The organism is Kitasatospora sp. NPDC018619 (genome assembly GCF_044391605.1).
Lineage (GTDB): Bacteria > Actinomycetota > Actinomycetes > Streptomycetales > Streptomycetaceae > Kitasatospora.
In genome coordinates this window covers 480594-492921 of record NZ_JBISAI010000001.1, presented here as the reverse complement: position 1 = coordinate 492921, position 12328 = coordinate 480594, and the positions used below count along the sequence as shown (strand labels likewise).

Here is a 12328-nt window from a genome sequence, read left to right as displayed (position 1 = left end):
CGGAGCCGCCGCACCGACGACACACGCCGTCCGGCACAGGGCCACCGGAGGCCGCCCCGACAGGCCACGGCCGAACGGGCCGCCCACCGACCGCCCACGCTGTTCCGCGCGACGGGGCAACCGGAGGCGGGATCAGCAGACCGAGGCCGCCCCGCGCCGACTACGCCCGCTGCCCCGTGCGGGGCCCGGCCGGGGGCGGGATCAGCGGGCCGGGGCGGGAGTGGCGGCCGGTGCCGGGGGTGGGGTGGAGGTCGGGGGCCGGGGCGTAGCGGGCGGCCGGGGGGCGCAGGCGCCAGGCCGGCGGGCGGGTCGGGTGGGGGGTGGGGGTGATCAGGGCGAGGCGCTGGAGCAGGTCGAGGGCGTCGCGCCGCAGGGCGGTGCGGTCGGCGAGGTAGCGGGCGGGCAGCCCGTACTCGTCCGCGATGTCGCCGAGGACGCCGTCTATCAGCGCGTCGGCGATCGGGACGTCGCCGTCCACCGGCTCGCCCGGCAGCGGACGGACCTCTTCGACCAGGCGCTCGACCAGCAGCTGGGCGGCCTGCGCGAGGGTGCCCGTGCCGGGCAGGGCGACGTCGGTGAGTTCGGCGGCCGGATCGAGCAGGGCGACGCCCTCGGCCCGCAGCTCCGCCTCCAGACCGAGGAACTCGGCGAGCGCCGCCGGGCCGCTGAGCCGGTGTTCCCGCAGCCAGGCGCGGTGGTCCTCGGGGAGGTCGGCGGCCAGGACGACGGGCGTCTCGGCGAGCAGGCGGCGCACGGCGGTGGCGGGCTCGGCCTCGGCGGCGCGGCGGATCAGGTCGGCGGCGTCGTCGGCGAGGGCCGGCGGGCCGGCCGGGACGGCCCGGGCGAGCTCGCGGTCCACGGTCAGCACGAAGGAGTCGTCGGCCGGTTCGGCCGGCAGCTCCCCGAGCACCTGCCAGCCCGCCAGCGCGGCCAGCGCCATGGCGAGGTCGGCCGGTTCGGCGGCGAGTTCGGGGGCGGCGGCGTCCATCGCGTCGAGCAGCCTGCGGTAGCCCAGCTCTTCCGGTGCGTCGACCAACAGGGCCAGTGCAAGGGCGAGTTGGGCATACCCGGCGGGAGTGAACGGCTCGCCGGTGACGGGGTGTTCGAGGCGGCGCGCGGCGTCGGGGCCGAGGCCCGCCTTGCAGAGCCGGGCGTGCCAGGGGCCGACCACGAGGCGGTAGCCGAGCAGGGTGTCGAAGCGCTCGGCCAGCCAGTCGCGGTGACGGCGGATCAGCGGGAAGCCGTCGGCGTGCGGGCCGGAGGCGGTGACCAGCGGGTGGGCGAGCAGCAGCCGGGCGGCGATCCGGCGCTCGGCGGCCGGGAGCTCCTCGCCGGACCGGTCCGGTGCGATGACGGCGGGCGGTGCCACCCGGGTGCGCTCGGGCCTGCGGTGCCGCCCCGGCCTGCCCGGCTTGGCGCCTGACCGGACGACGGGCAGCGCGGCGTCGTCGCGCCGGGCGCGGCGCAGCCCGCCCTCGCCGCGGCCCTCGCGGGGGCGTAGGGCCGCGGCGGAGTGCGCGGTGGGGCCGTGCCACCAGCTGACGTCGGGGTCGGCGGCGGGCTCGGCGGCGGTGCCGAGGTGGCGGGCGGGGTAGAGGCCGAAGGAGGCGGTGCAGAGGTCGTCGGCGGTGCCGGGGGTGGCGGCGGCGAACCAGTGCGCCAGGCGCAGCAGGCCCGGGTCGGGCGAGAGCGTCACGGCGGAACGGCCCGGTTCCTGCGGGTCGTCAGCACCGCGTGCCGCGGCAGCCCCAGGTGCCCTGTCAGCGGGGCCGCTTCCGCAGCCCCCGGCGGGGTCGGCGTCGGCGGCGGCACCGTGACCGGCAGCCTGACCGGCACCGTGCCCGGCTTCGCGTACGGCGAGGACGGCGTCGGCGGTTCCCCGTCCTGCCCCGCCCGTTCGCCCGTCCGGCCTGCCGGCGGCCACCCGGGTGGCGCCGACCGCGTAGTCCTGCTGATCCATGTCGGAGTCCAGACTAGACGGTGCCCGGGCCACCCGACGGCAGCAACCGCCCTCCCGGGGAACTCTCCGCAGGAGCCCTCGAAGCGGGCGCCGGCGCTCCGCTCGGCGGCCGCCCCGTCGTCCGCCGCTCCCTGACGGGGTTACGCGCCGGTAACCCACCCTTCCGCCGCCGGTCCGGCTCCTCTAGGGTCGGTCCGAAGCAGCGGATTACCGGGAGGCGCACGCATGACTGTCCGTACCACCACCCGCGTCGGCCTCGGGGCACGCCTGCGCTCGGCCACCGGTCTGCTGGGCGGCTTCGCGGCCACCTCGGCGGCGCACCTGGGTGCGATCGCCGCCGGCTCCTCAGTGCTCCGCAACGCCACCAAGCCGGCCCTGATGCCGCTGCTGGCCGCGCACAGCGTGGCCGCCGCCGCGCAGGCCGGGCGGGAGGCGCCGAGGCTGCTGGCGCCGGCGCTGCTGCTGAGCGCGGGCGGGGACGTGCTGCTCCAGCTGAAGAACGACCCCGCGTTCCTCGCGGGCATGGGCTCGTTCGCGGCGGCGCACGTCTGCTACGTGACGATGTTCGTCCAGCGTGGTGCACTTTCCGACCGCCGCCGGGCCCTGCTGGTCGCGGCCGCGTACGCGTCGGCCTGGGTGGCCCTGGTCGGGCAGCTCTGGCCGGACCTCGGGGACCTGCGCGCCCCGGTGGCCGGCTACAGCCTGCTGCTCGCCTCGACGGCCGTCACCTCGGCCGGGCTGGGCTGGCGGACGGGGCTGGGCGGGGCGCTGTTCCTGCTCTCCGACACGCTGATCGCCACCCAGCTGGCCGAGTGGCGGGAGCTGCCGGGCCATCAGTTCTGGATCATGGCCACCTATGTGCTGGCCCAGTACCTGCTGGCCGACGGCACGCTCCGGCACCAGCAGCGGCTCGACCGCGAGGGCACCGGGCCGCTGACGGCCTGACGGCCCCACCACCGGCCCCCGAGGACACCAGGCCGCGAGGACACCGGCCCGCGAGGACACCGAGCCGCTGACCGCCGGACACGCCGCCGCACCGCCGGCCCCGTCGGGATCCGGCGGCACGGAACGGGCGCGCGCGGGGGCCCTCAGGCACCGCGCCTGCGCAGCAGCCAGAAGCCGCCGAGGCCCCCCGCGACGAGCGCGAGGCCACCGGCCAGCTCCGCCGGATCGGCCGCGACCGAGCCGCCGAGACCGGTCTGCACGGACCCGTGCGGGGCGACCTGCTGGCCGCCGGCGCCGGACTGCCCGAGCGAACCGGCCCACTCCCCCGCGGCCTCGCCCCACTCGCCGAGGCCCTTGCCGGGGTTCTTCTGGGGGTTGTGGTCGGGGGCGGTGTCGGCCACGGTGGCGACCGTGACGGTGGTCGAGAAGGAGCCGCCGTCCGGGCAGGTGCCGTCGACCTTGCTGTCCCCGGCGTGCTGGCCGGCCAGCCGGGCCGAGCCGCTGTGCCTGCCGTCGGGGCCCAGGGTGAGGGTCGCCGGACCGCCCTCGAAGGCGGCGGAGCGGGCGGTGATGGTCTTGGCGTCGGGCTTGTCCGACTTCTCGCAGGAGACCGTGACCGTCACGGTCTGGCCCGGTGCGGCCTGGGACGGGCTGACCGTGGCGGAGCCGTCCCGGGCGGATGCCAGGGGGGCCGTCAGACCGGTCAGCGCCGTGGCGCCGATCAGGGCGGCGGCGGCCGTACGCGTGGGGCGCATGCCGGAACCTCCGGGATTCTCGGGCGCGGCCGGGGGACTCCATGTCCACGTGGTCGATCAACCGCACCCGGTCACTCACCGACGGTAGGCACCCGCCCCCCGCACGGCCAGCGCTCACGACCGTTCGGGTTACCACCCGTGACCCGCCGTGACGCCCGTCGGGCGGCTCAGCGGTCCCCGGAGGCCGTCGTCGCAGGTCCTCGGAGGCCCCCGGCGGTCCTCAGAGGTCGAGGTCCACCACGACCGGCGCGTGGTCCGAGGTGCCCTTGCCCTTGCGGGCCTCCCGGTCGACGTAGCTGTCCGTGACGGCGTCGACGAAGGGCTTGTTGGCGTAGGTGAGGTCGATCCGCATGCCCCGGTTCTTGGGGAAGGCCAGCTGGCGGTAGTCCCAGTAGGTGTACGGCCGGTCGTACTTGAGCGGGCGGGGCAGCACGTCCTGGAGCCCGATCTCGCCGAGGGCCGCCAGCGCGGCGCGCTCGGCCGGGGTGACGTGGGTCAGGCCCTCGAAGGCCGCGACGTCGAAGACGTCCTCGTCGCTCGGGGCGATGTTGAAGTCCCCGAGGACGGCGAACGGGCGGGTGCCGGCCGCGTCCTCGGTGGCGGCCTTGCGCAGCGCCTCCAGCCACTCCAGCTTGTACCGGTAGTGCGCGTGGTCCACCTCACGGCCGTTGGGGACGTAGACCGACCAGACCCGGACCGGGCCGCAGGTGGCGGCGACGGCGCGCGGCTCGACCTCGGGCAGCAGGGCGCCGTCGGCGAGGTAGCCGGGCTGGTCGGGAAGGCCCCGCACGACGTCCTCCAGCCCGAGCCGGGAGACGATCGCGACGCCGTTCCAGCGGCCGTTGCCGTGAGCGGCGGTCTCGTAGCCGAGCTCGCGGACCGCCTCGTACGGGAACGCGTCGGCCGCGCACTTGAGCTCCTGGAGGCAGAGCACGTCGGGCTTGGCGCTCTCCAGCCACTCCAGGAGCTTGGGCAGCCGCGCGGTGACGGAGTTGATGTTCCAGGTGGCGATGCGGACGGTCACGGCGGGCGGCCTTCCCGGTGGTTCGGTGCGGACGGGCATGCGGACGGGGTGGGCCGCCCCGCGAGGCAGGCCCACCCCGAACATACCGCCCGGCACCGACAGGCCGGGTCCGCTTGGCGCGCGGGACGCCGGCGGTCAGCGCGCCGGGCGCACCACCGCGGCCGAGCCGCCGCCGCGCCGCACCGGCTCCGCCGCGGCCACCCAGCGGCCGTCCGGCAGCCGTTCCACCCCGGTGGCGGCGCCGATCTCGCCGCCGTTGACGAAGCGCTGGCCGAGCCCCTCCAGCGCGGTCCGCTCGGGCAGGGCAAGGAAGCCCGGCTCGGCCTGGGTCGTGACGCTGTTGCGCTGGCTGGCGCGCGGCGCGGCGATGGCCTGCTCCAGGCTCAGGCCGCGGTCGAGCCGGCCGAGCAGCACCTGGAGGGTGGTGGTGATGATGGTCGCGCCGCCGGGGCTGCCGGTGGCGAGCAGCGGCTCGCCGTCGCGCAGCACGACGGTCGGGGACATCGAGGAGCGCGGCCGCTTGCCGGGGCCCGGGAGGTTCGGGTCGGGGACGCCGGGGGCGAGCGGGGCGAAGTCGAAGTCGGTCAGCTCGTTGTTGAGCAGGAAGCCCCGGCCGGGGACGGTGATGCCGCTGCCGCCGGTCTGCTCGATGGTCAGGGTGTAGGAGACGACGTTGCCCCAGCGGTCCGCGACCGTCAGGTGGGTGGTGTTCGGCCCCTCGTACGGCTCGGGGGCGGCCTGGCCGGTGTCCGCGCAGTCCGCCGGGTGGCGCGGGTCGCCGGGGGCGAGCGGGCTGGTGAGCGCGTGGTCCGGGCTGATCAGGCAGGCCCGGGAGGCGGCGTAGCGCTCGGAGAGCAGCTGCCGGGTGGGGACGTCGCTGAAGGCCGGGTCGCCGACCCAGCGGTTGCGGTCGGCGAAGGAGATCCGGGAGGCCTCCAGGAAGTGGTGGTAGTACTGGGTGCTGCTGTAGGCCGAGACGTCGCCGCCGTCCTCCAGGATGTTGAGCGCCTCGCCGACGGTGGTGCCGCCGGAGCTGGAGGGGGCCATCGAGTAGACGTCGTAGGCGCCGTGCGAGACGTGGGTGGGCGCCTGGTCGCGGACCCGGTAGTCGGCGAGGTCGGTGGTGTCGACCCTGCCCGGGCGGGCGTTGCGGCCGGAGGCCGGGTCGACCGGCGGGTGCTGCACGGTGTTGGCGATGTCCCCGGCCAACTCGCCCTGGTAGAAGGCCTTGACGCCCTCCTTGGCGAGCAGCCGGTAGGTGGCGGCGAGGTCCGGGTTGCGCAGCACGCTGCCGGTCTCCGGGGGCTTGCCGTTCGGCAGGTAGAGCTCGGCGGTGGCCGGGAAGTCCTTGAACCGGGCGTAGTTGTCGGCGGTCTGGTTGCGGAAGGTGTCGTCGACGACGAAGCCGTGGTCGGCGATCCGCTCGGCCGGTTCGAGGTTCCGGGCGAGCGAGCGGGTGCCCCAGCGGCGCAGCGCGGCGTCCCAGGTGGCGGGGGTGCCGGGGACGCCGACGGACAGTCCGCTGGTGACGGCGTCGGCGAAGGCCAGCGGCTTGCCGTCCTCCAGGAACAGGCCGGCGTCGGCGGTGCGGCCGGCCGTCTCGCGGCCGTCGAGGGTGTGCACCCGGCCGGTGGCGTGGTCGTAGTAGACGAAGTACCCGCCGCCGCCGATGCCGGCCGAGTACGGCTCGGTGACGCCGAGCGCCGCGGCGGCGGCCACGGCCGCGTCCACCGCGTTGCCGCCCTTGCGGAGCACCTCGATGCCGGCGGCGGTGGCGTCGGCGTCGACGGTGGCCACCGCACCGCCCAGGCCCACCGCCTCCGGCACCTTCGACGGCGGGGCGGCGGCGCCGGCCGGCCCCGCGCCGGACCAGACCAGCGCGGTGGTGAGTAACAGCGACGGCGCGAGACGGGTCAGAGCCCTCATCCGAGTCCTCCTGGGTCGACGTCAACCCATCAGTTGTTCCACAGGAGGCATCATCAGACAACCACACCGCGCCGCTACCAACCGGTAGTTGACGGGGCGGAGGGGAGCGCTCCCCTCCGCCCCTCCCCCGCTACAGCGCGCTGCGCTCGACCCGGCGCCGCTTGATCGTGCGGAAGCGCCGCGCCACCTGCCGGGCCAGGTCGGCGGCGCCGACCAGGCCGGCCTCGTTGCCGAGGGCGGCGTGCACGATGGTGGCCTCGGGGCGGAAGCCGCGCCCGGTGAGGGTGCGGCGGAAGGCGGCCCGGGCCGGGCCGAGCAGCAGGTCGCCGGCCTCGGAGACGCCGCCGCCGATCACGAAGCGGCCCGGGTCCAGCGCGGCGGCCAGGTTGGCGATGCCGACGCCGAGCCAGGTGCCGACCTCGTAGAGCAGCTCGGTCGCGGTCGGGTCGCCGGCCTGGGCGGCCTCGGTGACCAGCGGGCCGGTGATGCCCTCGACGGTGCCGCCGGCCCGGGCCAGCAGCGGCTGGACCACCGGCGACTCCTCGGCGACCAGCTCGCGCGCGTCGCGCACCAGGGCGTTGCCGGAGGAGTACTGCTCCCAGCAGCCCCGGTTGCCGCACGGGCAGCGGTGGCCGCCGGGCAGCACCTGCATGTGCCCGAACTCGCCCGCCAGCCCGTACTTGCCGCGGTCCACGTAGCCGTCCCGGACCACCGCGCCGCCGATGCCGGTGCCCAGGGTGAGCATCACCATGTGGTCCTCGCCGCGCCCGGCGCCGAAGCGCCACTCCGCCCAGGCGGCCGCGTTGGCGTCGTTCTCCACGATCACCGGGAACCGCAGCCGCCGGCTGAGCGCCTCCTGGAGCGGTTCGTTGCGCCAGTTGAGGTGCGGGGCGAACAGCACCGTGGAGCGCTCGGCGTCGACCCAGCCGGCCGCTCCGATGCCGACGGCGTGGACGTCGTGCCGGTCGGCGAGTTCGAGCACCAGCTCGACGATGACGTCCTCGACCACCTTGGCGCTCTTGCTCTTGTGCGGCGTGTCCGTGCGCAGCTTCTCCAGCACCTTGCCCTCGCCGTCCACCACCCCGGCGACCACCTTGGTGCCGCCGATGTCGACGCCGATGGTGGGCAGCCGCAGTATCCCGGCGGGCAGGGCGCGGCGGCGGCGCTCGGCGCGCGGGCCGAGGCCGAGCAGGGTGGGCAGGACGGGCGGCCGGGTGCTGCCCTGGGAGCCGGTCACGGCTGCGGACGCTCCTCACGGGGGTCGGAGTCCCCGGTGCCGGGGACGCTGGGGTCGGACGCGGTGGGCCGGGCGAGCTCGTGCGAGAGCTCGGCGAGGTCGGAGCCGCCGGCCATCTCGGTGGTGAGCTGTTCGAGGCTGATCTCGGCACGCGGATGGCTGCCCGCCATCCGGCCCCGCTTGAGCAGCGTGAAGTGGTCGCCCACCAGGTACGCGTGGTGCGGGTTGTGGGTGATCAGCACGACCCCGAGCCCGGCGTCGCGGGCGGCGGTGACGTACTTGAGCACCACTCCGGACTGCTTGACGCCGAGTGCGGCGGTGGGCTCGTCCAGGATCAGCACCCGGGCGCCGAAGTGGACCGCACGGGCGATCGCCACGCACTGGCGCTGCCCGCCGGAGAGGGTGCCGATCGGCCGGTCGACGTCGTGCAGGTCGATGCCCATCCGCGCGAGCGCCTCCCGGGTGGTGGCGCGCATCCCGTCGGCGTCCAGCCGCAGGCCGCCCCAGCGGCGCAGGCCCCGCTCGGAGCCGAGGAAGAAGTTGCGCCAGACCGGCATCAGCGGGACGACCGCGAGGTCCTGGTAGACGGTGGCGATGCCGAGGTCCAGGGCCTGGCGCGGGGAAGCGAAGCGCACCACCTCGCCGCCGACGGTGACGGTGCCCTCGTCGTGCTGGTGCAGACCGGAGATGATCTTGATCAGGGTGGACTTGCCGGCCCCGTTGTCGCCGAGCACGCAGCTGATCTCGCCGGACCGCAGGGTCAGCGAGACGTCCTGGAGCGCCCGGACGGTGCCGTAGCTCTTGCCGACCCCGTCGAGGGAGAGCAGTTCGGTGCCCATCGCGTCCTCGCTCATCGCGGCCCCCGTTCGGCCCGGCGCTTGACGTAGGCGTTCAGCAGCGCGGCCAGCAGCAGCATCGCGCCGAGGAAGAACTTGAACCAGTCCGGGTTCCACTGGGCGTAGATGATCCCCTTGCTGGCCATGCCGAAGATCAGCGCGCCGAGCGCGGAGCCGGCCACCGAGCCGTAGCCGCCGGTGATCAGGCAGCCGCCGATGACCGCCGCGACGATGTAGATCAGCTCGTTGCCGACGCCCTCGCCGGACTGCACGGTGTCGAAGGAGAACAGCAGGTGCTGGCCGAGCACCCAGGCGCCGAAGCCGACGCCCAGGTAGAGCACGGTCTTCGTCCGGGCGACCGGCACGCCGACCGCGCGGGCCGCGTCCGCGTCGCCGCCGACCGCGAAGATCCAGTTGCCGAAGCGGGTGCGCAGCAGCACCCAGCTGCCGACCAGGAGCAGGCCCAGCCACCACCAGACGGTGGCCTTGATCGTCAGCCCGCCGACGGTCACCTCGGAGGCGAACAGCCAGCGGCAGGAGGCGAAGCCCTCCATGTCGGCGATCGACTTGGTGGAGACGGTGCCGGAGACGGCCTTGGTGACGCCCAGGTTGGCGCCGGTCAGCATCAGGAAGGTGCCGAGCGTGACGATGAAGCTGGGCAGCCGGGTGCGTCCGAGCATCCAGCCGTTGAACCAGCCGACGGCCAGCGTGGTCGCCAGCGAGACCAGCGCGCCGACCCAGGTCACGGCGGTGAACTGGTACGAGACCATCGAGGAGGTCAGCGCGGCGGTGGTGACCAGCACGCCGGCCGAGAGGTCGAACTCGCCGCCGATCATCAGCAGCGAGACCGGCACGGCCATGATCCCGATGGTGGAGGCCGCGTACAGCACGGTGCCCAGCGAGGAGACCCGCAGGAAGGGTTCGGCGGCGGCGGCGAAGACCGCGAAGACCGCGACGGCGGCGATCAGCGAGCCCAGCTCCGGCCGGGCGAGGAGCCGCCGCAGGGCCGCCGGGCGGCCGTCGGCCGGGCCGTCCTGGACGAGGAGGTCGGGGGTGCTCACCTGGTCCCCCTCGCGACGTACTCGGCGAGCGCGTCGGCGTTGTCCCTGGTCAGGATCTGCGGACCGGTCTCGACGGGCCTGCCGCCGCCGAGCATGTTCAGGTTGTACCTGTACAGCCAGAGCAGGTCGACGCCCGTGTAGCCCTGGAGGTACGGCTGCTGGTCCACGGCGAAGCCGACGCTGCCGGACTTGAGGCCGGACACCACCTGGGTGCCCAGGTCGAAGGTGTCCAGCTCGACGCTGCGGTGGGCGTCCTGGACGGCCTGGAGGCCGGTGGCGGCCATCGGGCCGGAGAGGGTGAGCACGGTGTCGATGGCCTGGTCGGCCTGGAGCTTGGCGGAGATCGCGGCGCGGGCGTCGGGCATGTCGACGCCGTTGACGTAGAGCACCTGGAAGGCTCCGCCGGACGTGGACTGGGCGCCGGAGCAGCGCTGCTCCTGGCCGACGTTGCCCTGCTCGTGGATCACGCAGAGCACGTTCCTGCGGCCGCGCGAGGCCAGCTCGGCACCGGCCGCCCGGCCGGCGGTCGCCTCGTCCTGGCCGACGTGGGTGAGCGCGCCGAACTTCTGCGAGAACTCCTGGCCGGAGTTGATGGTGATCACGGGGATGCCGGCGGCCTTGGCCTTGGCCAGGACGCCGGCCATGGCCTCGCCCTTGGCGAGGGTGACCAGCAGCCCGTCGACCTTCTGGTCGATGGCGGCCTGGACGAGCTGGACCTGGTTCTGGGTCTGCGCGTCGTTGGAGTACAGGAAGGTGATGTTGTCCTTGGCGGCGGCCTGCTCGGCGCCCTTGCGCACAGTGTCCCAGAAGGCGTCGCCGGCTCCGGCGTGGGTCACCATGGCGACCTTCCAGCGCGGGGTGGTGACGGCACTGCCGCCGGTGGCCGCGGCCTTGGCGCGGGCCTCCTCGGCGCGTCTGCCTCCGGTACTGCTGCAACCGGCCGCGGTGACCGCGAGCGCCAGGAGGGCACACACGGGCCAGAAGCGGCGGGACGGGCGAAAGCGGGTGATGCTCATCCCCATAGTCTCCCTGCCCGGGCGCTGCGGGATCGCACCGCCTCGCCCGGCGGCGCGAACGGCCTGGGAGGTAGAGTGCCCCGGGGGACCTTTCCTGGTAGTTCGCTGGGCATCTGGGTCCGGGCGGCTTCCGTCCGGGTGGCAGACTAGGCGCCGATCCGAAGAAGGTTCATCACGAGAACGTGATGTTCCTCTCAGGTTCCGCACAGATTCGGACGGCAACCGATCATCGGTCCATCGCCGTCTGATGCCATTGACGTGCGTTCGGGCGAGTCGGCCCCGGGCGGCGTGCGACCCGGATACGAGAGCTCGATGGAACTGACAGGTACACCGTTCTTCCTCCTCACCGTCATTCTGGTGCCGGTGTCCATCGCGGTGGCACTGCTGTTCTGGGGGAAGGTCGGCGGCCCGAAGCCGGTGCGCCACCTCACCCGCATCATCATGATCATGTTCTGCCAGGTCACCGCCGTCCTGATGGTCTTCGTGATGGTCAACAACGCGAACCTGATCTACGGCAACTGGGACGACCTGCTCGGCACCGGCAACCACGTGCGCGCGGTGCCGGTGGTGGCACCGGTCGACCCGAACGCCACCGCCCCGGCCCACGCCGGCGACGCCGCCAAGGAGCCGCCGAAGGCCAAGCAGAGCTTCAGCGGCGTCGACGACCCGCTGGTGCCGAAGGACGTGCAGCGGACCGAGCTCAAGGGCCAGGTCTCCGGCGTCGACGGCGAGGTGCTGGTCTGGCTGCCGCCGCAGTACGACGACCCGGCGTACAAGGACAAGAAGTTCCCCGTGGTCGAGCTGATCCCGGGCTTCCCCGGCTCCTCCTCGACCTGGTACGGCACCCTCAAGGTCTCCGACCAGCTCAAGCCGCTGATGCAGCAGGGCAAGGTCGCGCCGTTCATCCTGGTCTCGCCCCGCACCAAGCTGCTGAACCAGGACGCGGGCTGCACCGACATCCCCGGCAAGGTCAACGCCGACGCGTGGGTCACCCGTGACGTCCCGCAGATGGTGCTGGACAACTTCCGCGCGGACCCGTCCGCGGACCGCTGGGCGATCGCCGGGTACTCGGCCGGCGCGCACTGCGCGGCCAAGGTGTCGCTGTCCCACCCCAACCGGTACCGGGCCGCCATCGCGATGTCCGGCTACAACGACCCGGCCCAGGAGCCGGACTCGCTGGTCGGCAAGGACCCCAAGCTGCGCGAGGCCAACAACCCGGTCAACATCCTGAAGGCCGCCCCGCAGCCGCCGAAGGTCGCGCTGCTGGTCAGCGGCTCCAAGGGGGACGGCTTCGAGGACGGCGAGGCGATCCGCGCCGCGGCCAAGGCCCCGACCACCGTCCAGGTCGAGGAGGGCACCGGCCCGCACACCACCGAGCAGTGGAAGAAGATGGTCCCCAGCGCCTTCCAGTGGCTGACCTCGATCATCCCGGCCCCGTAGCCGGACCGGCCCCCGGGGCCCCCCCCCCCCCCCGGGGGCGGGGGGGCCCCCGGGGGGGGCCGGGGGGGGGGGGGGCGGGGGGGGCCCCCCCCCCCCGGGGGGGGGGGGGGGGGGCGGGGCGGCGCCCC

The 12328-nt window shown here is 74.7% G+C and carries 10 protein-coding genes; 2 read left to right on the top strand and 8 right to left on the bottom strand.

Translation table 11 applies throughout. The features are described 5' to 3' along the window. Positions 1–160: 160 nt before the first annotated feature. Positions 161–1696: a DUF2398 family protein gene (locus tag ACH5AR_RS01920; protein WP_396299390.1), complete on the bottom strand. Its 1536-nt coding sequence runs from the start codon at positions 1694–1696 to the stop codon at positions 161–163. Positions 1697–2185: 489 nt separating this feature from the next. On the opposite strand from ACH5AR_RS01920, the gene ACH5AR_RS01915 reads away from it, so the two are divergent. Next, positions 2186–2905: a lysoplasmalogenase gene (locus tag ACH5AR_RS01915; RefSeq protein ID WP_396299389.1), complete on the top strand. Its 720-nt coding sequence runs from the start codon at positions 2186–2188 to the stop codon at positions 2903–2905. Between the two features lie 143 nt (positions 2906–3048). On the opposite strand, the gene ACH5AR_RS01910 is transcribed toward ACH5AR_RS01915, so the two are convergent. The 7 genes from ACH5AR_RS01910 to ACH5AR_RS01880 all read right to left on the bottom strand — a co-directional run bounded on the left by ACH5AR_RS01910 (position 3049) and on the right by ACH5AR_RS01880 (position 10760). After that, positions 3049–3660, bottom strand: a complete 612-nt coding sequence (locus ACH5AR_RS01910; protein ID WP_396299388.1) for a hypothetical protein — start codon at positions 3658–3660, stop codon at positions 3049–3051. A 220-nt stretch (positions 3661–3880) separates the two neighbouring features. Then, on the bottom strand, positions 3881–4723 hold the full coding sequence (locus tag ACH5AR_RS01905) for an exodeoxyribonuclease III (RefSeq protein WP_396299387.1): 843 nt from the start codon (positions 4721–4723) through the stop codon (positions 3881–3883). 96 nt (positions 4724–4819) lie between these two features. Next, positions 4820–6610, bottom strand: coding sequence for a gamma-glutamyltransferase (gene ggt, locus ACH5AR_RS01900; RefSeq protein WP_396299386.1), 1791 nt, complete (start codon positions 6608–6610; stop codon positions 4820–4822). 130 nt (positions 6611–6740) lie between these two features. Then, positions 6741–7847: an ROK family glucokinase gene (locus ACH5AR_RS01895; RefSeq protein WP_396299385.1), complete on the bottom strand. Its 1107-nt coding sequence runs from the start codon at positions 7845–7847 to the stop codon at positions 6741–6743. Continuing rightward, a complete protein-coding gene (locus ACH5AR_RS01890) occupies positions 7844–8701 on the bottom strand; it encodes an ATP-binding cassette domain-containing protein (RefSeq protein WP_396299384.1) in 858 nt (285 codons plus the stop codon). Before ACH5AR_RS01890 ends, ACH5AR_RS01895 begins: the two co-directional genes overlap by 4 nt. Then, positions 8698–9744 carry an ABC transporter permease gene (locus ACH5AR_RS01885; protein WP_396299383.1) on the bottom strand — a complete coding sequence of 349 codons (1047 nt, stop codon included), beginning with the start codon at positions 9742–9744 and terminating at the stop codon, positions 8698–8700. Before ACH5AR_RS01885 ends, ACH5AR_RS01890 begins: the two co-directional genes overlap by 4 nt. Beyond that, the gene (locus ACH5AR_RS01880; protein ID WP_396299382.1) at positions 9741–10760 is read right to left on the bottom strand and encodes a substrate-binding domain-containing protein; all 1020 of its coding nucleotides are present in this window, start codon (positions 10758–10760) and stop codon (positions 9741–9743) included. The genes ACH5AR_RS01885 and ACH5AR_RS01880 overlap by 4 nt, the downstream gene beginning before the upstream one ends. Positions 10761–11072: 312 nt before the next feature. Here ACH5AR_RS01880 and ACH5AR_RS01875 point away from each other — a divergent pair, with 312 nt between their 5' ends. Then, positions 11073–12200, top strand: coding sequence for an alpha/beta hydrolase (locus ACH5AR_RS01875; protein ID WP_396299381.1), 1128 nt, complete (start codon positions 11073–11075; stop codon positions 12198–12200). Positions 12201–12328: the final 128 nt, after the last annotated feature.